This window comes from Methanobacterium aggregans, from assembly GCF_017874455.1.
Taxonomy (GTDB): Archaea; Methanobacteriota; Methanobacteria; order Methanobacteriales; family Methanobacteriaceae; genus Methanobacterium_C; species Methanobacterium_C aggregans.
Genome location: NZ_JAGGLN010000002.1, coordinates 26,980 through 51,207, shown reverse-complemented (window position 1 = coordinate 51,207; position 24,228 = coordinate 26,980). Strand labels below are relative to the sequence as shown.

The window sequence follows — 24,228 nt, the reverse complement described above, 5'->3', positions numbered from 1 at the left end:
TCTACATTTTCAGGTTTCATCTCAATCAGATCCAATAAATCTTCTAGGATCAGTTTCAATGTCAATTAAAACAGGCTTATCTGAATTCAAAGCTTTATCAACTGCTTCTGGAAGTTTTTCAGGACTTTCAACCCTTATTCCAAGACCTCCACAGCTTTCTGCATACTCTGCAAAGTCGCAGTTGTGAAGGTCAGTCTGCCAGTTGGGATAATTTTCAACCTTTTGCTCCTGCATGATCATTCCAAGCTGCCTGTTATCCATTACGAACAGGTTGATGGGCAGTTCATATTTGCATGCAGTCATAAACTCCCCCATAACCATTGAAAAACCACCATCACCACTTATACATGTAACCTGCCTTTCAGGATAAACCAGTTGGGCTGTAATAGCTGCAGGCAATCCAAATCCCATCGTGGCGAGGTAGCCGGACATGAGAAGTTTCTGGGTTTCTTTCATAAAGAAGTTACGGCCGAACCACCATCCATTCTCACCAACATCCAGGGATACAATTGCATCGTCTGCAAGCTTTTCATTCAGAACTTTTATTATGTACTGGGGTCTTAAAGGCGATTTTGAGGCATCAGTCTCTTCATCAAGAAGATCAAGCCAGGATTTATTCAATGCAGCAATTTCTTTCATGTAGTCTGGTCTTTGTTTACCTTCAACAGCTTTTATTAAGCGTGGGAGAAGTTCTGAGCTGTTTCCAAGCATGGGAGCTTCAACAGGATATCTACGGGCTATCATCAGGGGGTCCATGTCGATCTGAACAGCCCTCTTCTCAGGTATTTGTGTCATGTCTGAGAAGGAGGATCCAACCACCACGAGGAGATCAGATTTTTCCACAAGTTCTGCTGAAGCTGTTGAACCTATTGTTCCATGACTTCCAACGTAAAGTGGATTGTACTCATTAACCACACCTTTTCCCCGGAAGGTTGTTGTGATGGGGGCATCTATCTTCTCTGCAAATTCTAAAAGTTCATCACCATGACCCATTGCCCCAAAACCAGCTATTATAACTGGCCTTTTTGAATTATCCACCAAATTTGCAGCCCTTTCCACAATGAAATCTGGTTGTAAAACTGCTTGATTGGGCATTCTATTTTTAAAAGGAGTTACTTTACCAGTGCATGGAAATTTTTGAACATCGTTGGGTATTCCAATGTGTGAAACTCCCCTTTCAAGGAGGGCATGTTTAATTGCAAGGGTTGTAAGGCTGGTGGTCTGATCCTCTGACATGAGTGTTTTGTTGAAAACAGCCACAGGTTCAAAGAAAGCGTGCTGATCTATCTCCTGAAAGGAACCAGGACCAATGAGCTGCCTTTTCACCATACCGGTCAAGGCCAGAACAGGGGAATGATCCAGTTTTGCATCGTAAAGTCCTGTTGCAAGGTTAGTTGCACCTGGACCTGCAATGGTCAGACATGCAGCAACATGTCCTGTGAGCTTACCGTAGGCAGAAGCCATTAGTGCAGCTGCCTGTTCATGTCTCACCTGTACGTAGCTGATGGCATCATTTTTACGTATGGCCTCAACAACACCCAGTGAAGAAGTTCCAGGTATTCCAAACACGTACTTAACACCCCACTCCACCATCTGTGCAACCATAACATCTGAAACTGTTTTATTTTCATCTGCTTCTTCAGACCCATCACATGCTTTACCTTCACATAGAAATACAAATGCACTTTTTGGAGAGTTGCAAACGGGACATCTCCAATTTTCAGGCAGATCATTGAATTTAACACCCTCAACTTCCTCATCGTATATGTAGTTACAGACTGTACACCTATATTTTGCCATTTAAACCCCTCAAAAATATTTAATCATTTTCTGCTTATAATTATGATTTATAAAATTAATAAAACCATAGGTTTTCATGTATTTATGGGAACGGGCACTTTCATTTGTAATTCACCAATTCTTGTGGATCAACTCAGTTGAAAAAATTTTTCAGGACACCCAAAAATGGATAATATTACTAAAGAGCAAATTATCTCAATCTTCGTGTTTATATACTCGTAAAAATCAATATTTTATCATGGAAAACTACAAGGTTACATCCAATGCAGACAATGGAAGCTTCGTTGAAACACGTTCCTATAAAAAACTTTATAAAATCCTTGAAGATCTTAAGACGCATAAAGGAAAAATTGTTCACGTAATTGGGGCTCCAGGAACTGGTAAATCCGTAAATATCTACTTCGCAGTTGATGAATTGGCTTTGAATGTTTACGATGTTGAGTTGGATATTAAAAATCTTGAGGATTCTTCAAAAGATGTTTTTAACAGGATTTTCAGGAATTTAAAGGATGAATTTCAGGTAGAATCTCGAGGTGAAGTTTATAAAAAACTTCAAACCTTTGATGCAGTGCTCTTTGCAGATAAATTTCATGATTCGCACGTTTTAGATGATAAAACAGTGGGATTCAGCCAGTGGACAAATTATAAAGGTTTTAAATCATTTTATTTCTATTTTCTCTGTTTAAAGGAATATTTAACCTGCAGAAATGATTTTAAAGCCATGAATGTGGTTCTTCAGACTGCATGGAGAATTCATGTTAAAAGTGAAAAAAAAGATTTGTTCACGGACTTTGGACCATTATCCCGTTTAATAATTGGTATTCTTGCACTGCTCTTTGAAGTTGTTGAGATCTCATACTCAATGGATGAAGTTGTGAAGATCGTGAAGAAACACTTTGATGTCAACGAAAAAACTGTAAAACATCTTATTAAACAATATGGACACAAACCAAGGTTTATATGTCAAGCATTAGAAAAAAGGTTTTTGAGGAATTGATCATTAACTTGAATTGAACTAATAATTTGGAAAGTATTTTAATCCATTTACAATAAAACTAAATAAACTTGGCATGATTCAAGTTCTGCACTTCCATTTACAAGTAATGGATTGTTTCCTGTTGATGATCCTGGCTTTTGATTTGCAAGCTGTGCTTTAGATAAACACTGAATCTATGAATTGGGGATTATATAATGATAAAAACCCTTATAAAGTCAACCCGTATAACATGGGCATCTAAAACTGTTAACATGTATCTTTTAGCCCTAACATATGCTTATTTTACAAATTTAACCCTAAAAAATCCTTACGAAATACTTGGAGGTCTTTTCCTGGTATCTCTGCTGTGGGGTGCCCTTTACAGTTTAAACGACCTAACAGATCTTGAACTTGATATGAATGATGTAACAAAAAAAGGGAGGGCATTCATACAAAATAGCATAGAAAAGAAATGGGTGATGCTCTTTTGTGGCTTTGTAATTACAGCAGTCTTCCTGATATCATTTGCATTCATGAAACCCGTTTTCACACTCATAATGGCTCTGATGCTTTTAAACCAGGTCCTATATACTGTACCTCCAATAAGGCTTAAAGATACACTTTTAGCCCCATTTGCAAGTACTGCAACCAATTCTGTTTTGAGAATAGCATCCTGCTGTGTACTCCTTGACAACATTTTCCTGGTTCCAATGAGTGTTTACTTCTTTATGTACATGGCTGGAATGGCCACATACGTGATGTACAAATCCAAAATGGGTCAGGCAAGTGTTGTCGGAACGGTAGCCGGTGCAACACTCATATATATTCTCTATTCTGGAACCATGAACCTTGTACAATTTGCAATTGCAGTCTTACCCGCATTTCTTGCAGCAATACCCCTTTATTTATCCCTTTTTATCCAGAAGGATGCGATGATGTACGTTGCTGACAGATTGTATCATCAGGTTGCACTGGTGTTTTTTTTGATATGCATACTGTACATAATCTTTTAAAACATTGAATTGAATGTAATTGGATAAGCATGCTGATATTATTGGCTTAATTCAACTATTTAATTTAATCGGAAATTTAACCCTCTATTTATCAAATATTCATGTATCACAAATTTTGTGTAAAAATCATATGATCGTAGGGTTGTTGATCCTTAAAAGAATTAAACTGCTAAAAATTAAAAAATAAGGAAATATTTTCCCTTCATTAAACTAGAAAAATTAAAATAGAAAGGGATTATTTTAATACTTAAATTGAATTAATATTTCAATTAAAATATTTTCCCTAATTTTAGCAGTGCTTTAGGTGAAACCTTTACCAGGACTTTGATGAGTTCTCGTGTGTTTATACTGTCCAGTTCAATTTCCTGGAATGCATCTGCTACTTTGTCCAGTTCTTCATCTGAAACAGATAAAAGGTAATCCTTGGTTTTAGCGTACTTATCAAAGGAGTTACCTATATTTTCTTCACATTTTTTCTGGTATTTTTTAAGTCTTTTTTCGGAGTAATCCTCATCTTTAATGGCTGCAGCAGTTACCTGACCTGCATACATTCCAGCCTCCAGTGCAGAGTTTATTCCCCCTCCTGTAAGTGGGTTAACATGACCTGCAGCATCTCCAACTATAATAACGTTGTCTGCAACCAGATTTTTAAGCATACCTCCCACAGGGTCTCCGCCTATGTTCAGTTCAACTGCCTGAGCATTCTGTGTTGCAGGACATTTTTCAACGAACTCCACAAGGTGCTGGTAGGCACTTTTATCAGTTTCAGTTGTTAAAACAGCTAATCCAACGTTTGCTATGTCATCACCCTTTGGGAATATCCATGCATAACCACCAGGGGCAACACTTCCAAAGTAGAACTCTAGGGAGTTGGAATCTTCGAGTTCAAGGCCAACCATTTCAAATTGAACACCAGATTCCATGTTTTTTGGTTTAACTGTGGTTTTAAGGCCACCCCATCTTCCAACACGGGATTCAGGTCCATCTGAACCAACCACAATTTTGGCTTTGATCTCAAAGTCTTCATCCATGTGCTGGCAGCTTACAATGTAAGCATCTCCATCTCTTCTCATCCCCCTTGCAAGGGTTTTGACCATTATTTTGGCCCCAGCACGTGCTGCATCCATTGCCATGTATTTATCAAAGACCTTTCTCTCCAGTATGAATCCTGCCTCGGGGATTTTGACCTTTTCATCGTTCAACCAGACATCTGTTCCGTTTGGTGATACAAGGCGAATACCCTTTATTTCCCTTGTAATCCAGCGAGGATCCAGTTCAATTCCAAGTTTTTCAAGCCCTTCCTTGGAAACACCCTCTGCGCATCGTTTAGGTGATCCTATCTCTGACTTTTTATCCATTAGAATAACGTCTGCACCGTTAAGTGCTGCGTGTTTTGCAGTGGATGAACCAGCTGGACCTGCACCTATCACAAGAACATCAGTCTCAATTAACTTCATATCTTCATCTCCTCTAATCATTCCTCTTTGCTTAAAGCCTGCACAGGACATACCTGTACGCATATCTGGCAGTCTTTACATCCTTCTTCGTTGAATATTAAGCTTGTTTCCCGGACTTCTATGAGTGATCGGGGACATACACCTGCACATTCCCCGCAGTACATGCACCATTCCTTAACCATCATTTTATCAACCTTCAAATTATTTTAATAGTTATTTTATTTAATTTGAGAGCTTATTTTATTTAAGCACATTCCTTTTCAGATTACATTTGTTACTATTTCCTAGTATTTATAGGTTTTAGTGGAAATAAATCTGTTCCAATTGAAAATTCTTTGTTAATCTAAGAAATGTTTCAAAAAAATTATTAGAATACCCTCTTTTAAAGATTGTTTCAACAACCTCACTAAAATATTTTTATAAATCCAATCAAATATCTATTTTAAATTTATTTCTACTTCTATTTTAATCAATTGCTTTAATCAATCAAGTTGAGTAACTTCAAAATCTTCAGAAAACCCCAACCCCATGACTTCCACGGCCAAATTAAGATTTTTAACCCGTTACATGGACTGTTTAATGTCTAATTTAAGGATGTACAACATGGATACGTACTCTTATTGAGAAGTGGAGTAACTAAAAAAATTGTTTATTCAAAATATGTTTATTCAAAATAATCAGTGGATTTAAATGTGTGTGTTTAATAAAAGGATTTTTTCATGAATAAATTAAAGAATTTAATTAAGGGAATTTTTTTATAGGATTCAACATCCTACACAACCCAATTGGATTCAATAAATTAAAAAAAAATTCTGACTTAAAAAATAGAATATCAATGATCTTCAGTTTCATTATCTTATTATCAGTAAATTACATTAAAAAAAATTAGAAATTAAAAACCTGTTTGGGTTAACAGGCTTTGAAGATATTATTCTAAGCTTTTAAGCTTTTTTTAAATATTTTGGGCTCCTGTAAACTTTTTCCTTACCGTCTGCAGCACAGTAGTCTGCATCACAGCTGGAACATGTCCATTCGCCCTCTGCTGTTCCTTTAGGGTTCCATACGAGAACTCCTGATTTGTGGCAGTGCGGACAGTAGTTTTTAAAACTTGCTGTGTGGTAGTTGTAATTTCCAGTTGCACCGCAGGAACATTTTGCAGTTGCAGTTGCAGTAATTGAAGTTTTCTTCACGTTGTAAGCTGCAACAGATTTGTAGACCTTTTTAACAGTTTTGTACGTTGAAGCTGCTTTCGCTGTTTTGTAGACCCTTTTGTAGGTTACAACCTTCTTGTACTTGTAGTGTTTTTTGTGGTGCTTGTAGTAAGCCACCTTCTTGTACTTAACAACTTTCTTGTAGTAATAAGAAGCTGCATTTAATTTTTTAACTTCTTTAATTTCTTTAACTTCACTTGAAGTGACCTTAGAAGGTTCTTGTGAAGTATTTGATGTATTTACTGCCAGTGTTGCCGGCAGGATGCACAGAACCATGCCTATTGCGCATAGTAGTGCAAATAATGATTTTCGCTTAATTGTACCGCCTCCACGCCCTACTTTATAAAAGAGTAATGTAGGACTTTTTTGGCACCAACTTAGGTACCTCACAATAACATATAAAGCTTTTGGTCTAAAATCAAAAAAAAGGCACGCATAGAACTCTTTTTTTAATTTTAAACGTTTTAAATGGGAATTGAAATGGATGATCATGGACCAGTTACTTGGGTTTCCATTCTCAGTAAATAAGCCCATTCAAACCTTATTTTCAAAAAAAGAGAACTAATCAAATACATTCTTAACTCCATGTCATGCTTGTAATATAACAACCAATACATGGATCCATTCAAAGTGTACTTAAACAGTTTTAATGGGTTTAAATTAAAATATAAAGATCTATAACACTTTTCAATACCTTTAGCTTCTTTAAAATGTTTGGCATGTGATTCATGATCCCCTCATGATCTAAAAATCATAAAAACTGCAAATATTAGGATATAACCCTTAAAAATCGATATTTGTTGGATTAAAAACTACTATTTTAATTTCTATTTTATCAGATCTATTAAAATCTGTTTTTTCAATTTTAAATGAACCTTTTAATCTTAAAAAAAAATAAAAATTTAAAAAAAGGTTTAAAAGAAATTGGATATTTCTATTTGGACACTATTTTTCCATCAAGAACTTCTATGGTCCTTTCAGCCATTTGTCCAACGTCTGGTGCGTGAGTTACCACTATGAGGGTCACGTTCTCCCTTTGGTGCAGGTCCTTCAAAAGGTCGAGTATTATCTTCCCATTTTTTGAATCAAGGGCACCTGTGGGTTCGTCTGCTAGAATTATGGAGGGGTGGTTAACAAGAGCCCGGGCTATTGCTACTCTCTGCCTTTCACCGCCTGAAAGTTTTGTAGGTCTTTGATTGACCTTGTCTTCAAGGCCTACTGCTTTTAAAAGTTCCAAAGCCCTTTCATGCATTTCATCTGAGGATATGGATGTCTCGTACATGGGTATTTCGACGTTTTCCATTACCGTGAGGTTGGGTATGAGGTTGTGCATCTGGAAAACGAAGCCTATCTCTTTGGAGCGAAATTCACTGAGATTTTTGGCTTTAAATAGATCGATACCTGCAACTTCTATGGATCCCCCATCTGCTCTGTCCAGTGCTCCTATCATATTGAGTAGTGTGGATTTACCAGAGCCTGAAGGTCCCATTATGGCTATAAATTCTCCTTCTTTTATTTCAAGGTCAACACCATTCAAAGCTTTTATTTGGTTGTTATCGTAGCCTTTTTTAAGGTTTTTGATGTTGATTATCTTGGTTGTATTGGTTTTAATCTTATTCATAGCGCAGAGCCTCTGTTGGTTGTAATCTGGAGGCACGGTATGCTGGATACAGTCCACCGAGAACCCCCACGATCAAGGCCACTCCAAAGGCCCGTATTAATATGTCAATTGAAAATACCGGCGTTATTGTGCTGCTTGAAAAGGACAGTAGAACTTCAACTCCTACCACTCCAACAACCGTACCTGCAACTGCAGCTATGAGTGTGAGTACGATGGATTCACCGAGTATCATTCCCAAGATTCTCCTGTCTTTCCATCCAACAGCTTTAAGAACTCCTATTTCTCTTGTTCTCTCAAATACTGACATTATCATGGTGTTTATAACTCCAATTCCACCAATGAATATTGCAAGGAGTGAAATTGCCCAGGAAGCTGTGTCTATGGTTCCCATAGCTTGACTTATTCTGTTGGCCTGATCTGCAGCTGTTGTTGTTGACAGCTCATTCGGATAGGCATCTGCAATGGATTTACTTACCTGCGTTACATTTGCATTGTCTTTGACCTTAACGTATATGTTACTGACCTTGTTGGTGTTGCTTGTCAAGTTTTGGAGGGTGTTAAGGGGCATGAAAACTCCTGCATCCTGTATGAAGTTTCCAGTCTCAAAAATTCCAGTTATCTTGAAGTCTTTCCCGTAAAGGTTTATGGTATCTCCAACAGTTTTATTAAGACTTTGAGCTGCGGTTTTACCTATTATAACTTCATCTGTACTTCCATTACTGAACAAACTTCCATTGACGTTATCAGCACTTATACCTGCAAGGCTCAGCTGGCTATTATCAATACCAATTATTGACAAACCTCCAAATCCTCCAGATCCTGCGGGACTAGCAGACGAACTTGAAGAAGTTCCAGAAGTGGTGCTGGAGTTACTAACCTTTAAAATACCTGCAGCATCTTTGACTCCACCAATTCCTTTAATATCAGCTACACGGCTTTGATCTATGGTACCTCCGCTTGAAACAAATGCATTGGAACCTGCATGTGTCACAGTGATTTCAGCCGCACCTGCCTTGAGGGTGGTCTGGGTGGATGCTTGAAGCCCATTTGTGATCATGCCCATGGCCACTATGATAGTTATCCCTATTGCAATTCCAATGATTGAAAGGGAGGTCCGGGTTTTGTTTCTGAATGGATTTTTCAGAATTAGTGTTAAGTATGACATATAATTTATTTATGTTGGAGTTGTATGAAATAGATATGCCCAAATCACACATAAATTATGCATAAATTACAATAATACTGTGAATTTCAGCACATACTCTGAACATTTTTCAGATATTAATTAAAAATAGAGATAATAATTATAAACTTATGAAAACATTAGCCTATTTCCGTGTTATCCTCAAAAGTATGGAAAGAGCCACTAACTGGATTAAATTGATCAAAAGTAGTGGAAGATGTGGTTTTCCAAGTTCCGAACCATTAAAATCTGGAGGTAAAATAAGCTGTACTGCAATAAAAATGGATGCTAAAACGTTTTGAAGCAGGAGAAATGAAGTAAAAAAGATGAGTCCCACTGTAAATTTGGATTCTAACTCTTTATAAGTGTTCCAATAGGAGTAAAGGAGGTCTAAGAGCAAAAAAATGTTTATCAATCCAACTACTAAAGCCACATAAATAATTGCAGTGATTTCATAGGGTGTTAACATGTTCTTATCCTCTCTACTATCATCTTAATCTTTAATTCACGCTTATGGATTTTGGGGTTGTTCCTTTTCTGATCCATATTTCAGTTCCTTCCATATATCCTCAAAAACATCGTAGTTTTCAATGATCTTATCCGAAAGGAAGTAAAGCTCACCATACTTCTTTCCAGATGATGTGATTAAATTGTTCTCATCCAGAACTTTGAGATGGTGGCGCACAGTTTTGTAGTTAAGTTCCAATCTTTCAGCCAGTTGATGAGCATTGTAAGGCCTTTCATGCAGCTCTTTAATTATCTTGGCACGGTTAGGGCCCCCAGTTGTGCCTGCAATCACCCACCACAATAACTTTCTCATTTTAATCTGGCCAGCTTTTAATTAAAACTAATTAATGTTAAAATTTTGAAATGGTGAAGCTATGAAAGGATAAATGGAAGTTCCCTTAACTGAAGTGTTTTAAACTCACAGAACACAATAAGTTACCTATTTTAAAATCCTGGTTTCTAATTTCCTTTGATCTTCACAGGTAAATCTGATTCATTTTTCAGTTTCATCTTTTTCTTTACTTATCATCTGGTGAATTAAAAACGTAACCACACTTTGAGCATACAACAGTTCCGGTAGTGGCAAAAGCAAGGTGTTCATCACGTATTTTTCTTTCAATTGTTTTATCCTGACATCCACACTTTGGACATTTTTCTGTTAGGTTGATCTTCATCTTTAAATCCTCCTGAAACTTTATGAGTGATTTATGCACATTAAATTTATTTTTTCTAATTTTTTAACTTAATAAGGCTATTTTGATGATCTATGTTTTTTGGGCATTGCTGAAATTGATATTCCTAATTTTATAAATTCTTAGTTTAATATCTACTCTAAATGCCCATTGTTTGTAAAAATTTTTGATCATTCCATTTTTATTAGATATTATTAACAAAATTATTTAAAAACAATTTATAAAACAATTTATATATTAATATCCATCTGCAATAATTTATTTTCATATTTTACATAGGGGAATGGGTTCAAAGTAACAGTGCCTAAATATTTTCGTATACGTGTTAATTTGAAGTAAGAACTTGAATTAACTCCTGCACTGGAAAAAAGCATGAAAAATGATGTATTTTTTGGAGGTGTTCTAATAAAGTTTATGGATTTAATTGAGAGAAGGTACAGCGTACGTAAATATAAAAACAAACCAATAGAAACTGAAAAACTCGAAAAAATATTGGAAGCGGTACGTATTGCACCAACAGCAGCCAACAAACAGCCATTCAAATTCATAGTTATTAAAACAAGTGGAAGAGAAGATGAGCTAAAGGCTATTTACGGTGCAGAATGGTTCACCCATGCACCCATAGTGATATGTGCATGTGCAGTGCCTGAAGAGGGATGGGTTCGCAGTGACGGTAAAAATTACAGTGAAGTGGATGTTACAATAGCCATGGATCACCTGATACTTGAAGCAACCAGTTTAGGGCTGGGAACCTGTTGGATAGCAGCTTTCAATGCAGATGCAGCTAGGAGTGTATTGAAGTTACCTGAAGGTGTTGAACCAATTTTATTCACAACTCTGGGCTATCCTGATGATGAAATAAGACCTAAAACACGTAAGGAACTGTCCCAGATTGTACGTTACGAACATTGGTAGGGGATTTACCTTTAAAACATATTTCAAATCATAATTTTAAAAATAATCATTTAAATCATTCAAAACCCTAAATAATTAATTTAAAAACTTTTTAGGAGATGATGCGTATGAAACGATCAATAGGAGCAAAAACAATAGTTTATCCAACACCAGTCTTCATAGTTGGGACCTACGACAAAGCTGGAAAACCTGATATAATGGCAGCAGCATGGGGAGGTATATCCTGTTCCAATCCGCCGTGTGTTTCAATTTCACTTCAAAAGCACAGATACACCTATGAAAACATACTTGAAAGGGAGGCCTTCACAGTAAGCATACCCTCAGAGGAACATGTTAAGGAGGCAGATTACTCCGGAATAGTATCAGGCAGGAACGCGGATAAATTTGAGAAAGCCGGTTTAACTCCAGTTAAAAGTGAAGTAGTGGATGCCCCCTATGTTAAAGAGTTCCCAATGGTTCTCGAGTGCAAACTGGTTCAAACAGCAGATCTGGGGGTGCACGTCCAACTCAACGGTGAGATAATGGATGTTAAGGTGGATGAGGAAGCCCTTGATCCAGATGGAATTCCAGACATAAACAAGATAAAACCATTCATATACGACCCTGCAGGCAGAGCCTACTACTCTGTAGGAAAATATCTGGCAAAGGCATTTAATGTGGGTAAAGAGCTTAAATAGGCCATAATTAAATGATTAGGATGAACATGCAGGATATGATTCCAGAAAAGTTTGTGGTGGAGTATGGTTCAATTATCTATCCAAAAGAGAGATTTTCAGTAAAACTCCAAAATAATTGCCTGATCTACCAAGAAGGAAATATTGATGGTATTTCAGAGCCCATAACTCCCAGTGAAAACCAATGGGAAGACTTTTGGCATAAGATGGAGGATATGGGACTGTGGGAGTGGAATGAACACTACGATCTCTGCTGTTTTGATGGAACCCAATGGAAGGTTCAAATATCCATTGAAGACATGGAAATTGAATCTGCAGGAACCAACGACTTTCCAGATTCTTTCATGGAATTCGTGGAGGCACTTGAAGATTTAATGGACATGGACATGAAGCTGGACTTTCCATGAAATAAACGGCGAATACTCATCCAATTTAATTTTTAAGGGGTTTAAATCCTTATTTTACCAAGTTTTACTAATTTAATACAACAAATTTTAATTAAAAAAATAAAAAGGTATAAAATCATTTTTGGATATTTAAACAGTGTTCTCTGATTAGAACGGAGCAAAGATCCCTATAAATACCAGCCATGCCAGTGCAGTTTTTGCGATTAAGCTGAGGATTATGTAAACCCTTTCACCGTAGAGGTAGTCCCTCCACTTTCCGATACCCTTATACTGAAGCACCATGTTCACTGAGAAGGTGTTGAACATTACGAAGTAAATGAGAAGGGTCAGGTAAACAAAGGTTGGTGGTTTGGTTGCTGATGAGCCAAGGGCAGCTACGAAGTAGGCTGCAATCACTATCCACGGTGTCAGTCCAGAGACACATCCCAGAAGGTAGGGTGACCAGTCAGTTTTTTTAGGGTACTGGTTGATCTTCTCCATGAGGTAGCCGAACATGATCATCATGGCATTTAGGATGAATATCATCACCAGAGACCATAGATCCCAGACTCCAACAAAAGTTGCAAGTATCACAATCATTATGGAGCTTGAAAGGGCGTATTCGTACCATCTGTAGGGATTCATTCCCTTTTTAAGGTTTTCATTGTACTCGTTGTTTCTTAAAAAAGCGATTATGAAGTGTGCCGCTGCTGATATGAGCAGAAACGATGCTAGGATAACTCCCAAGTATCCCACAGTAAATATCACACTTGGATCTGGTGCAACCTTGAACACGTTCGGTGGTATAACCTGAAACTTCAGGTAAAACGTGTATATATCCCTGTTCCAAGTCAGAAGAAGGCCCAGGGCAATCATTAAAATCCCCTGAATGAGGTGCAGGGTTCCAGCACCTATATTCAGTTTTCGAAGCCCCTCAAAACTAATTGGAGACTTAGACATTATTTCCTTCCTTTCATCATTATCCATGTCAAACCCCTCCTTTTTATGATGAAATCTTTAGTTACTTATTATTTGATTTACAATATTATTAAATGGTGAAGAATTTTTTTTACTTCAATTAACCAATTGGGGGTTGGAGAATGGTTGAAAGCCCTGAGTTCAGTGTTGAGAGTAAAGATGGTAAATTTGAAATCAGAAACTATGACCCTTACATACTGGCACAGGTGGATGTTGAGGGAGATTTTGATGATTCCATTGGAAGAGGATTCTCCATACTTGCAAAGTACATATTTGGAGCCAACAGGAAACGCTCTAAAATATCTATGACAGCACCGGTATCTGAGGAAGATGTTTCAGAATCTAAAGGAGAATTTGAGAAAATTTCAATGGCAGCTCCAGTAACACAGGAAGCTTTGGTTGAATCTGAGAAAATATCTATGACAGCTCCTGTTACTCATGAGAAGAAGGGAAAAAACATCCACAGAATATCATTTACAATTCCCAAAGGATATGAACTTGAAACCCTTCCAGAGCCAGAGGATGATAGAATAAAATTTAAAGAGGTTAAAAATCAGCATGCACTGGTTTTGAAGTTTTCAGGAAGGGTTAAAAAAGATCTTGCACAGGAAAAGATGGATGAAATGATACAATATCTGGATAAAAAAGGAATAAAACCCAAATCAAATTTTATAGTGGCTCAGTACAACAACCCTCTAGTGCCCGGATTTTTAAGGAGAAATGAAATAATAGTTGAAATTTAGATCCCGAATTGGGGTCTTGAATGATGTTAAATTATTTCATTCAAATTCTCTTTGCATACTCCACTTCATGAAACTTAACTCTGAACTCTGTGCCATTAATTCTATTCAGTTTTATGGTCCCGTTAATTTGTTGAGTTAATGCAGAAACAAGTCTTAATCCAAGGTTTTCAGTTGTTTCAAAATTGATAGCCTCCTGAAAACCAATCCCATCATCCCTTACAACGAGTTCAAATTCCGAGTTATTATAGTAAAGCCCAATCTTAATTGTACCTGGCATGGAATTTGGAAATGCATGTTTTATGGAGTTCGTTGCAAGTTCGTTTATTATAAGGCCGCAGGGAACTGCAGTATCAATGCCCATGAATATGTCCTTAACATCAATTTCCAGTTTGATACTGTTGGGTTTGTAGTAACCTAGAAGATAACTCATTAAACTCCAAATATAATCTTCGAAGTTGATGTGGGTAAAATTTGGGGATTGGTAAAGCTTCTCATGTATCAATGCCAGGGATTTAACACGATTTTGGCTATTTTGGAATATTTCCAGGTCTTCGGGTTCTTTGATGTAGTTGGACTGAAGACTCAAAAGGCTGGATATGATCTGAAGATTATTTTTAACCCTGTGATGCACTTCCTGAAGTAGCAACTCCTTTTCTTCAAGTGCAGATTCAATTTTATCTTCAATGGATTTAATATCACGGATATCATTTCCAATGAGTATGATACCTACAATCAAACCTTCTTCATTTTTTATAAATGATTTTGAGATGATAACTGGGATTTTAAAGCCATTTTTAGATTTCAGATTTAATTCAAAGTTGTTAACGAAGTTCAATTCCATATTCATGGAGTTCGGTCCTCTCTTTGCATTTAAATAATCTCCAATGAATATCAACCTTTCCTGATTTTCATCTGCAAAGATCTTTCCCACAGAAAATCCTTCCAGTTCATTTTTATCGTAGCCCAGAAGATTACACGTGGCCTTGTTAACTGTAATTATGTTTTTTTGACTATCAAGAAGTATCAAAAAGTTAGACATGGTGGAAACTATTTCATCTGCAACTGATGCTGCAGTAAGGGCTGGGAACCCGTATTTCCATATTCCATAGCTTATGAATGTGATACCAAGTGTTGACATGGCCATGGTCATTTCAGGCACCCTTACAGATACTGTGGGGAACACAAAATCGCTTGAGAAGCTTACAAGCAGTGGTAGATAAAGGCCTGCAAGCATGTACTTTGCATGCATCCTTTCAATGTGATGGGATTTCAGATAATGTAAAAAGCATAGAGTTCCGGAGATTATGGTACAGATTATTGTCCAGATACTCATTAAACCAAAAAGTAGAGAATTTTTTGGAAAGACATAAGTCCAGCCCCAGTACTCCTTTAAAATACCTTCAAGCATCATTGGGGTGTTAATTGCGAAAATTGATATTATCAGTGCAGGTGCATATATTGCGATGTAGGTGAGTTTGTTCCTTAGGATCTTCTTTTTTTCTGTGAATATGAGGGAAATATGCAGAAGTATGGCGGGTACTAAGGGCCACAGTCCACTGATCTTCAACCAGAAGTAAGCAGTTTGAAAGTCAACCACCTGCCTGTATTCAAACTCCACAAATGCCAGAAATCCTACCAAAATACATAAAACAGCTACCATCTTATTTAGGGAACTATCAGAATTTTTATGATAGATGAAGTTGCCCATGAAAAAGCATAGCATGAAAGCAATGAATGACAGGGTTGCAAAAACATTCATAAACTCAGTCTCCTCATCAAATTAATATTATTTTATCATTCTTATTTAATATGTTTTTTGGGGGTTTAAGCTAGAAAGTGGGGGGAATTGAATGAAGAAGTAGCGAAGATCGAGAGTAAATCCGAAAGATTATAATATAAAATATGATTCAATATTATAGTAATACACCTTAAGGCTGAGAAGGATAATCTGTTGTTTGATTACTGGAAACGGTAAAAAGGGGTTTGATGTATTCGTATGAACATTCAATAACTCCCCATGAACGATACGTAAACATCCTTAAAAACAAAATCATTCATGGAGGATATTTAACTGCATTAGGGGCACCTTCCCTTATTTTAACAACTTCAAAACTTACAGATACCCACGCAACTATTCCACTACTTCTAATATCCTATCTTTTACCTCTAATAGTTTACAGCTATGATTATCATCATGATGTGGATAAGGATGATGCAACCAACAGTGAAAGAGCCAGATACCTTAAAAAGGACAGATTTTATCCTTTTATATTGGTAACTTATCTAGTTTTGCTCATATTACTCATTTTACTTTTCTCAAGCATCCACTTGACGGTTTTCATAGTTTTAATTGTATTGGGGGGTATTTTTTATGCCACTTTATTTAAAAGAATAACGAAGAAAATCCCATTATTTAAGAACCTTTACACTGTGTTGACATGGTCTTTATCAGGGACTTTCTTCATTCCATTATATTACTCAATGGGTATTAACTCTTCTCTTATTATATCATTCATTTTTATAACATTAAAAGGTATGGTAAATGCAGTATTCTTTGATTTAAAGGATTGCAGCTCTGATAAAGAGGAAAATTTGAAAACACTTCCTGTGCTCTTTGGTAAAGAAAATGCAGTTAAATTTCTCCATATTCTGAACTTTGCAGCATTCATACCCCTGATAATTGGTGTTTACCTTAAAATAATTCCTTCAATAACTCTCTCATTAATAATATTCTATTTCTACACAGCATATTACTTAAAAAAATCGTGCAATAATTTAAATAATAAATCATGGACAAATTTATGTTCAATTGCAGATTCAGAATTCATTTTATGGGCAGTTTTTTTGGTAGTTCTTCAAACTGTTTTTTAACCATTTGTAATGGTATTACACTGGATAATTATATTAAGCAGTTCATCTAACTTTTCTTATTAAATTCTTTGAGGTGTATAGATATGTACTGTCCAAATTGTGGAACTGACTCTGTAAATGCAAAATTCTGCCCCAATTGTGGGGAAAACGTAAGCACTGAACTAAATTCATTTGAAAATGAAGTTCAATCTCAAATATCCTGTCAAAATCAGGAAATCAAAAGTAAATATTCAGTAAATGAATTTGTTAGGAACACCATGCAGAAGGATGCAGGTGATGAAACCTTTGAACTTGAAAACAATTATCTGCTTGATGTTAAATTAAATGGGAGAGTATGGGCAAAGAAGGGTGCTATGATAGCATACACCGGGGATGTGAACTTCAAGAGGGAGGGATCCCTTGAACACGGTCTTGGAAAATTCGTGAAAAAGGCAGTTACAGGGGAAGCCACCACCATGATGAAGGTTGACGGGCATGGGCATGTTTACATGGCTGATAACGGTAAAAATGTTACTATTTTGAACCTTCAAAATGAAAGGATATACGTCAATGGAAACGATGTTCTTGCATTTGAGGATGGAATTGAATGGGACATAAAGATCATGAGCCATGGCTCAAGCATGATGTCAGGAGGACTCTTCAACATAAAACTTGAGGGAACAGGAATGGTGGCAATAACAACCCACTACACTCCAATGACACTTGAGGTAAAACCAGGTCAGCCTGTAATGACTGATCCAAATGCAACAGTTGCATGGTCTGGAGGATTAAGCCCGTCCCTCAAAACCAACATAGACTTCAAAACACTCATAGGCAAAGACAGCGGTGAAACCTACCAGATGAAATTTGAAGGAGAAGGATTCGTTATCCTGCAGCCCTACGAAGAAGTTTACGATTTCAGTAGTAACTAAGAAAATCTCTAATTTTTTTATTTTTTACAATTCACCCTTCATTTTTTTTTTATTTGTAGAATTTTGATCTGGAGAATTAAGAATTCCTTTGGAACCTTCCCTAGGAAGATATAGAAAACCTAGGAAGATATAGAAAAATTTATATCCTAATTTTTATTTCGTTTAAACATGGACAAAGTAATACATTAAAAATGTTGTATTTACTACCATTTTTTATGCCTTATTTATTTAAAAAGTAATATTAGATTTTGGATTTATTAGTAAACCACTAAAAAGAGATCATGGATGATCTCAAAACTGAAATCAAAGACGTGTAGAATAGTACTGATCCGATAAGGATGAGGATCCTGTTAAAGCTTGTGAATTAACCTTACGGGCTCATGAACTTGTTGAAGAACTTGATTCATTGGATCTAACAGAACAATGAACTTTAATTAGGTTAATTCTTCCATCTTCGCCAGTACGCCAAACTTTCGAATTAAAAATTTACTTTACAGGGTAATAATATTGCTTAAACAGCATATCTACTGTTAAATATTATATACCTATGATAATTATTTAAGAAATAAGTGACATAATGTAATATAATTAAATTAATTTAAAATAATCGGATGGGATTCCAAATGGAATCAAAATCTAAAAAAATAGAAAATTCTTTTTGGAATATACAAAATATTATAATAATTAGTCTTTCATTCATAATTCCACTGTCTTTAATTTTCGTTAATCTCTTAGGAGTTTATGCTGGTTTTAGCATAGGAAATTCGATCGCTTTATTAACAGCAGGGCTTGCAATAACGGGTACATTATACTCTAATTATCGAAACAACATTAGAAACCAAGATCAATTGGATGCAGCAGAAAAAAGATTGGATAAACAATTAAAAGAGCAGAAAAAAAATTTAAATCAACAACTAAAATCAGCAGAAAGAAGATTGGATAAACAATTAAAAGTGCAGAAAAAAAATTTAAATCAACAATTAGATTCAGCCAAAGAAAATTTAAGGGAAGAATTGATCTTTGATAAAAAAAGTAATGCTGTTTTAGGAGTGGAGACTGCATTTTTCGAGTACAATAATTTACCAGATGATCGTTTTAAAAATAAACATTTATGTAAAAGATTAAGAGTGATTAGAGAGACTCCAGATGAATTTTATTATCTTCCAAAAGAACTTAAAAAAGCAATCCTAGATTTTTATGATTATACAAGGAAGAACAAATATACAAGTGATTGTGTTCCTCTACATGCGGGATCAAGACTCCCCAATGATGATGAAATAGAAATTTATTTTAAAGAAATAGATGATCAACTACAAAAGGCTTTAAAAGATTTAGATGAAACAATATATATAAGGAGTTATTAAAAGTCTAAAATTATCTTTTATGGTCAAATCTACTCTTCAGGTACTGTTAAAACACTTAAAGACTGCTCAAACCATTCATTTATTTTATCATACATTTTCCAAGTGTCAAAATGTCGGTCATGCTTACAAAATAGTTGGATAATTACGTCCTGGAACATTTGAGGGAATACCTCTTTGATGATATGGTCTCTTCCAGTTAAATTTAGGATAGTATGTTCTATGTATTCTTGAGGGACTAAATAGTTATACACTGTTCCTCCAATATTGAAATTGAAGTTTAAACCTTCTTTATTTCGTTCTAATTCTACTTCAAAGCGTTCTAATTAGTTCTCTTCAAGCTCTTCTATATAACCCATTAATTTGTATAATGAAACGTTTTGGCCCTCTTTTTGGTATATATCTTTGAGATAATCTTTTAAATCTTCACTTTCAATTCTAACCATTTTTAATCATAACCCTGTTCTATTAATTAACTTGATTACTGAATAAGAAAAAGTATTAAAAATATTAATTATTTCAATAAATACCTTGGAACGAGCCTATTATAAAGCTCCTCAAAAGTTTTCCGATATTTTTCCAATTCTTCTGATTTGTCCCCAGTAATATCTGATATATCTAAAGAAATTATGACAAAAGATTTACTAAGATTTGGTACAATCTCTAATAAAACATCTTTATCCATAAAATCTGGCTCTTCATCCAAAGATTCTTCCATAATCTCTTTAACTAAATCAATACGATCCTCTGGAAGTTTATCTTCCCTAAAATACAAAGAATCTGGAATATAACTTTTAGCTCCCTTTTCTCCAATTTCTTCAATCCTTAAAGGACTATCCTCTGAAGATCCTGTATACGTTAACATACATTATCACTCCCTTCACTAGAATATAATACTTTAAACTTTTAAGTCTGATGATATTTTTTGGGCAACAGTGGCAACCACTTATTTTTGACCAAGGCCCATTTCCATGTAATTGATCCGGTTGAAACTGTCAAAAACAGAAAATAAAGAAAACATTGAATTTAACCCATTGAACCAACATTAACGGTCCCTGATCTTGATGAGGTTCTATAGAACTTTCAGTAACATGTTTAACAAAGATATTTCCACTCCCGCACTGAATTAATTCTGCTTTATCAACTTTAATATTTACATTGATAGTCCCAGATCCATAAATTTTAGCTTTTCCTATTTCTCCAGAATTTATTTTAATATCTCCAAAACCATTAATCACGCCCTCGAATGATTTTGTAACTTTGTTAATTGGGACTTCACTGCTCCCATTTATTTCTATATTTGAGTATGTGAACCTATAACTCCACATTAATCGTGTTTTTGACGTATAAAGATTAAATATAATATTATACTGCCCAATTTTTAATTATCTTCATTCAAAAAAAGATTTTACAATTCCATAAAATTCTATTTACTTTATATATTAAAATTTATTTAATACGATAATAATGTTGAATCATCTTGAATGAAAAAAATAGTTAAGTTAGTGGGAAAGCATTCCAAAATTCTAGAGGGATATAACATGAAAGCAAATGATACTCAGATTCGAGTCTTTTTAGAAGGTAGTAAACAATTCATAGTTCCTTTATTTCAAAGGGAATACGTTTGGGGTAAAAAAGATTTAGAGAGATTGTGGGAGGACATACAAGAAACAGAAACTAATTATTATAAAATGGAACATCACTTTTTTGGTTCATTTGTAACTATGCTTACAAATGGGGGTGCTTCTACTGTTTCAGAATTTACTGTAGTAGATGGACAACAACGATTGACTACAATCTATATCATACTAGCTACTATTAGACAAAGAATAACAGAATTAAATCCAGAACATATAGCTAAATTTGAAATTGATGATTACTACCTACTGAATCAACATCATCCTCACCATAAATATAAATTAATACCTACTCAGAACGATCGAAATACATTTTTTAGCATTATGGAAGGGAACGAAATCAAAGAATCAAAAAACCGAATCTTCGAGACTTATAGCTTTTTTACGGAAAAATTTGAGGGAATAAATGAAATTGAAAGATTAGACTTGATTAAAAATATTATTTTATCCAATTTCTCCATCGTTGATATCACTTTAGAAGAAAATGATGATCCTTATTTAATATTTGAAACCCTTAACGGGACAGGAGTTCCACTAACCCAATCAGATCTAGTTCGAAATTATTTATTTATGAAATTAAATCCAAAAAATCAGGAAGAATCTTATAAAAACGTATGGTTACCTCTACATACATTAATAGAGGGAGATGAAGAATTTGAAAGTAAAAGGCAAGTCCGAGACAAGAAAATGGATAGTTTCATAAGACATTATTTAGCCATGAATGGAAACTTGCCAACGTTCAATAGATTATACACAACATTTAAAGAATTCCTAGATAAGAATGCCATGACTCAAGAGGGTGTCATTAAGATAATGAAAAGACTTAAACGATTTGCTGAATATTATAGTAAATTTTTGTACCCTAAAACTGAGAAAGAGCAAGAATTAAGAGTTTATTTCGATAAATTTAAACGTCTCGACAGTACTACTGCTTACCCCCTACTTCTTAAATTATATGATGATTATAAAAATCCAAATGTAAATTTCTTTATAGAAGATTTTGTCGAATGTTTGCACGCAATTGAAACTTTTGTGGTAAGAAGGAATGTTTGTGGTATTCCAGTAAATGCATTGAATTCATATTTCCCAAGAATATATGGGTTACTAGATAAATCTAACATAAGCCAATCTTTAAAAGAAACATTAGCTAATGGAGCTGGAACGCAAAGAATGCCTGAGAGAAATGAGTTTAGAAAATGCCTAAAAGAAAGTAATTCTTACAAAAAAGTTTTCAGATACATACTCGAAGAAATAGAACGATACCCTGAAAATAAAGAAATGGTAAAATTAAATGAAATGCAAATTGAGCATATTATGCCTCAAAATATTGATAAAGAGTGGAAAAAAGAGTTAGGTGAAGAGTGGGAATTTATACATAATAAGTATCTAGAATCTATCGGTAATCTAACCTTAACTGGTTACAACCAAGAGTATTCTAATAAAACATTTAAAGAGAAAAAGGACCATCCAAATGGATTCAAAAATAGTGGACTAAAATTAAATCGTCACTTATCTCAACAAAAAGAATGGGGTAAAAAACAGATACAAGATAGATCATCTGAACTTGCAAAAACGGCTCTGAATATCTGGAGCTTTTAATTTTAATATTCATTTTATTTTCATAAAAATTATTTAAAATGGAAATTGAATGATCATTTTAAAGAAAAGAGTTTAATTGGTTTTCTTTTTCATCTGATAGAAGGAATTTTGAAAAACAAAGAGATGCATTGAGGGCACAAAATGTTACAGTAGGGACTCCGGGAGGCGGCAATAACTCTTTATCACGAACAGGGTCAACAATTCCACCTACTGTGCCCAAGGGAGCATTATTTCGCCCTAATGATAGTGAAGCGCAGATAATATCAAGCATTTATAGTGACATGAACAATTTAGCCAATCATGAAGCAGGTACAAAATGGATGCGTATTGGTACATTATTAAGTTTCAATGCTACTCAACAAATGATTGGAGCAGGGTTTAAAGCTTTAATAGATCAGAATAAAATTTTAATTAAACAGAATGAACTCATTTATCGAGAATTAAAACAATTAAATTCTCAATCCAAAGAAAAAGAATAACTGGGTTTATCTCACTTTTTGATTTTTGAAAGGAAAAACTCTTTAACAAGATCGTCCCTAGCAATATCTGTTTTTGAATATTTCATGTTTATATCTATGTGAGATATATTAAGTTAGTAGATCATACATTTTGGTGGTAATATGGACAAGATAGTACTAGGTCTCCCAAAAGGGAGTTTAAACAATGTAAACAGGGGAAACACTCATCAGTTATTCGTTGATGCAGGTTATGAAGTTAGAGGATATGAACCTGGCAATGAATCCAACGAGATCAACATATCCAACGATCCTGAAATCAGAGCATTCTTAACAAGACCTCAAAGCGCTCCTTTGGAACTTGTCCGGCAGATGCTGGACATCGCAATCATAGGTGAGGACTGGGTAAAGGAAGAATCTGTAAACAGTGAAGGAGCCATAAAAAAGGTAGGTGACCTTGATTATGGACAGACAAGACTCATAGTGGCAGTTCCCAACGATTCACCCTACACTTCCCTTACGGAGTTTTTCAGGGTAAACAAGGAACGTGAAACACCAATACTGTGCTTCACAGAATATCCAAACCTCACAAAACAGCACTTCATGAACAACGAGGGTTACAGGGAAATATTTGGTGAAATCAGCCCAATTGTACAGGTCAGGGGACTTGTTGATGGTGAAAATGAGAGGGTTCAGATAATCAACTCAGACGGTGCAACAGAGGTATACATAGCCAAGGGTGCTGACATAATCGTTGACAACACCCAGACAGGAAACAGCCTCCGCAAAGCAGGTCTCAGGGAACTTGAAACCATAATGGAATCAAGTGCAGGACTCTACGCAGGACCAAGCTGCTGTGGATTCAAGGAAGATAAGGTAAAGATGATCTTCGAACAGCTCTTCGGTGCAATAAAAGCCAGGAAGTACTTCGATGTGAAGTTCAACATATCAAATGAAAAGGTGGATGAAGTTAAGGACTTTTTAGTATCCAATGGTTTCTGCTCAGACGAACCCACAGTTGTTCAGGGTAAAAACTTCTCCCAGGTCAACGTTTTAATTCCTAAGATCAAGTTTCCAGAAATGCTCAAGGGAGTTAAAAGTTACGGAGCTTCAGCTATAATAAGAAAAAACGTGAAACAGTACGTTAAATAGATTTAAATTATTACTTTTTTATTTTTTTTAACAAAAATGGTCTAAGATCATTTTTTTTTTATATGAACTACCTGCGATCTTATCTA

25 protein-coding genes are annotated in these 24,228 nt (G+C 35.3%); 12 read left to right on the top strand and 13 right to left on the bottom strand.

Features of this window, described 5'->3' with window-relative positions; all coding sequences use genetic code 11:
• Nucleotides 1–21: 21 nt before the first annotated feature.
• Complete coding sequence (locus J2756_RS02970; protein ID WP_209582440.1) at nt 22–1,800, bottom strand: thiamine pyrophosphate-dependent enzyme; 1,779 nt, start codon at nt 1,798–1,800, stop codon at nt 22–24.
• A gap of 238 nt (nt 1,801–2,038) precedes the next feature.
• Between J2756_RS02970 and J2756_RS02965 the strand changes: the two genes are divergently transcribed.
• Together J2756_RS02965 and J2756_RS02960 are read left to right on the top strand one after the other, a co-directional pair.
• The gene (locus tag J2756_RS02965) at nt 2,039–2,797 is read left to right on the top strand and encodes a hypothetical protein (RefSeq protein ID WP_209582439.1); all 759 of its coding nucleotides are present in this window, start codon (nt 2,039–2,041) and stop codon (nt 2,795–2,797) included.
• Nucleotides 2,798–2,991: 194 nt separating this feature from the next.
• Nucleotides 2,992–3,789 (top strand): UbiA family prenyltransferase, encoded by a 798-nt coding sequence (locus J2756_RS02960; protein ID WP_209582438.1) that lies wholly within the window; start codon nt 2,992–2,994, stop codon nt 3,787–3,789.
• 269 nt (nt 3,790–4,058) lie between these two features.
• On the opposite strand, the gene J2756_RS02955 is transcribed toward J2756_RS02960, so the two are convergent.
• The 8 genes from J2756_RS02955 to J2756_RS02920 all read right to left on the bottom strand — a co-directional run bounded on the left by J2756_RS02955 (nt 4,059) and on the right by J2756_RS02920 (nt 10,442).
• The gene (locus tag J2756_RS02955; RefSeq protein WP_209582437.1) at nt 4,059–5,246 is read right to left on the bottom strand and encodes an NAD(P)/FAD-dependent oxidoreductase; all 1,188 of its coding nucleotides are present in this window, start codon (nt 5,244–5,246) and stop codon (nt 4,059–4,061) included.
• A gap of 17 nt (nt 5,247–5,263) precedes the next feature.
• Nucleotides 5,264–5,431 (bottom strand): 4Fe-4S binding protein, encoded by a 168-nt coding sequence (locus J2756_RS02950; RefSeq protein WP_071906387.1) that lies wholly within the window; start codon nt 5,429–5,431, stop codon nt 5,264–5,266.
• Between the two features lie 756 nt (nt 5,432–6,187).
• Nucleotides 6,188–6,847 carry a hypothetical protein gene (locus tag J2756_RS02945; protein ID WP_209582436.1) on the bottom strand — a complete coding sequence of 220 codons (660 nt, stop codon included), beginning with the start codon at nt 6,845–6,847 and terminating at the stop codon, nt 6,188–6,190.
• 544 nt (nt 6,848–7,391) lie between these two features.
• Nucleotides 7,392–8,078: an ABC transporter ATP-binding protein gene (locus J2756_RS02940; RefSeq protein ID WP_209583177.1), complete on the bottom strand. Its 687-nt coding sequence runs from the start codon at nt 8,076–8,078 to the stop codon at nt 7,392–7,394.
• Nucleotides 8,071–9,243, bottom strand: a complete 1,173-nt coding sequence (locus tag J2756_RS02935; RefSeq protein ID WP_209582435.1) for an ABC transporter permease — start codon at nt 9,241–9,243, stop codon at nt 8,071–8,073. The genes J2756_RS02940 and J2756_RS02935 overlap by 8 nt, the downstream gene beginning before the upstream one ends.
• A 163-nt stretch (nt 9,244–9,406) precedes the next feature.
• Nucleotides 9,407–9,730 carry a hypothetical protein gene (locus tag J2756_RS02930; RefSeq protein ID WP_209582433.1) on the bottom strand — a complete coding sequence of 108 codons (324 nt, stop codon included), beginning with the start codon at nt 9,728–9,730 and terminating at the stop codon, nt 9,407–9,409.
• Nucleotides 9,731–9,772: 42 nt separating this feature from the next.
• On the bottom strand, nt 9,773–10,081 hold the full coding sequence (locus tag J2756_RS02925) for an ArsR/SmtB family transcription factor (protein ID WP_209582430.1): 309 nt from the start codon (nt 10,079–10,081) through the stop codon (nt 9,773–9,775).
• 205 nt (nt 10,082–10,286) lie between these two features.
• Nucleotides 10,287–10,442 carry a TIGR04165 family Cys-rich peptide gene (locus J2756_RS02920; protein WP_209582428.1) on the bottom strand — a complete coding sequence of 52 codons (156 nt, stop codon included), beginning with the start codon at nt 10,440–10,442 and terminating at the stop codon, nt 10,287–10,289.
• 432 nt (nt 10,443–10,874) lie between these two features.
• Here J2756_RS02920 and J2756_RS02915 point away from each other — a divergent pair, with 432 nt between their 5' ends.
• From J2756_RS02915 to J2756_RS02905, 3 genes are all read left to right on the top strand, one after another.
• On the top strand, nt 10,875–11,375 hold the full coding sequence (locus J2756_RS02915; protein WP_245315914.1) for a nitroreductase family protein: 501 nt from the start codon (nt 10,875–10,877) through the stop codon (nt 11,373–11,375).
• Between the two features lie 107 nt (nt 11,376–11,482).
• The gene (locus tag J2756_RS02910; RefSeq protein WP_209582426.1) at nt 11,483–12,052 is read left to right on the top strand and encodes a flavin reductase family protein; all 570 of its coding nucleotides are present in this window, start codon (nt 11,483–11,485) and stop codon (nt 12,050–12,052) included.
• A gap of 20 nt (nt 12,053–12,072) precedes the next feature.
• Entirely contained in the window at nt 12,073–12,456 is a 384-nt protein-coding gene (locus J2756_RS02905) for a hypothetical protein (protein WP_209582424.1), read from the top strand.
• A gap of 147 nt (nt 12,457–12,603) precedes the next feature.
• On the opposite strand, the gene heR is transcribed toward J2756_RS02905, so the two are convergent.
• A complete protein-coding gene (heR, locus tag J2756_RS02900; protein WP_209582422.1) occupies nt 12,604–13,422 on the bottom strand; it encodes a heliorhodopsin HeR in 819 nt (272 codons plus the stop codon).
• A gap of 113 nt (nt 13,423–13,535) precedes the next feature.
• Here heR and J2756_RS02895 point away from each other — a divergent pair, with 113 nt between their 5' ends.
• The gene (locus tag J2756_RS02895) at nt 13,536–14,156 is read left to right on the top strand and encodes an SOUL family heme-binding protein (protein WP_209582421.1); all 621 of its coding nucleotides are present in this window, start codon (nt 13,536–13,538) and stop codon (nt 14,154–14,156) included.
• Between the two features lie 40 nt (nt 14,157–14,196).
• On the opposite strand, the gene J2756_RS02890 is transcribed toward J2756_RS02895, so the two are convergent.
• The gene (locus J2756_RS02890) at nt 14,197–15,915 is read right to left on the bottom strand and encodes a histidine kinase dimerization/phosphoacceptor domain -containing protein (RefSeq protein ID WP_209582420.1); all 1,719 of its coding nucleotides are present in this window, start codon (nt 15,913–15,915) and stop codon (nt 14,197–14,199) included.
• Between the two features lie 227 nt (nt 15,916–16,142).
• On the opposite strand from J2756_RS02890, the gene J2756_RS02885 reads away from it, so the two are divergent.
• The 3 genes from J2756_RS02885 to J2756_RS02875 all read left to right on the top strand — a co-directional run bounded on the left by J2756_RS02885 (nt 16,143) and on the right by J2756_RS02875 (nt 19,302).
• Nucleotides 16,143–17,027, top strand: a complete 885-nt coding sequence (locus J2756_RS02885; RefSeq protein ID WP_209582419.1) for a UbiA family prenyltransferase — start codon at nt 16,143–16,145, stop codon at nt 17,025–17,027.
• An 83-nt stretch (nt 17,028–17,110) separates the two neighbouring features.
• Nucleotides 17,111–17,938 (top strand): AIM24 family protein, encoded by an 828-nt coding sequence (locus J2756_RS02880; protein ID WP_209582418.1) that lies wholly within the window; start codon nt 17,111–17,113, stop codon nt 17,936–17,938.
• Between the two features lie 623 nt (nt 17,939–18,561).
• Nucleotides 18,562–19,302 carry a hypothetical protein gene (locus tag J2756_RS02875; protein ID WP_209582417.1) on the top strand — a complete coding sequence of 247 codons (741 nt, stop codon included), beginning with the start codon at nt 18,562–18,564 and terminating at the stop codon, nt 19,300–19,302.
• Between the two features lie 511 nt (nt 19,303–19,813).
• On the opposite strand, the gene J2756_RS02870 is transcribed toward J2756_RS02875, so the two are convergent.
• Nucleotides 19,814–20,164, bottom strand: coding sequence for a hypothetical protein (locus J2756_RS02870; protein WP_209582416.1), 351 nt, complete (start codon nt 20,162–20,164; stop codon nt 19,814–19,816).
• Nucleotides 20,165–20,294: 130 nt separating this feature from the next.
• The gene (locus J2756_RS02865) at nt 20,295–20,627 is read right to left on the bottom strand and encodes a hypothetical protein (RefSeq protein ID WP_209582415.1); all 333 of its coding nucleotides are present in this window, start codon (nt 20,625–20,627) and stop codon (nt 20,295–20,297) included.
• 213 nt (nt 20,628–20,840) lie between these two features.
• Here J2756_RS02865 and J2756_RS02860 point away from each other — a divergent pair, with 213 nt between their 5' ends.
• From J2756_RS02860 to hisG, 3 genes are all read left to right on the top strand, one after another.
• Nucleotides 20,841–22,535, top strand: a complete 1,695-nt coding sequence (locus tag J2756_RS02860; protein ID WP_209582412.1) for a DUF262 domain-containing protein — start codon at nt 20,841–20,843, stop codon at nt 22,533–22,535.
• Nucleotides 22,536–22,663: 128 nt separating this feature from the next.
• Nucleotides 22,664–23,014, top strand: coding sequence for a hypothetical protein (locus J2756_RS02855; protein ID WP_209582410.1), 351 nt, complete (start codon nt 22,664–22,666; stop codon nt 23,012–23,014).
• A 141-nt stretch (nt 23,015–23,155) separates the two neighbouring features.
• Nucleotides 23,156–24,142 (top strand): ATP phosphoribosyltransferase, encoded by a 987-nt coding sequence (gene hisG, locus J2756_RS02850; RefSeq protein ID WP_209582407.1) that lies wholly within the window; start codon nt 23,156–23,158, stop codon nt 24,140–24,142.
• Nucleotides 24,143–24,228: the final 86 nt, after the last annotated feature.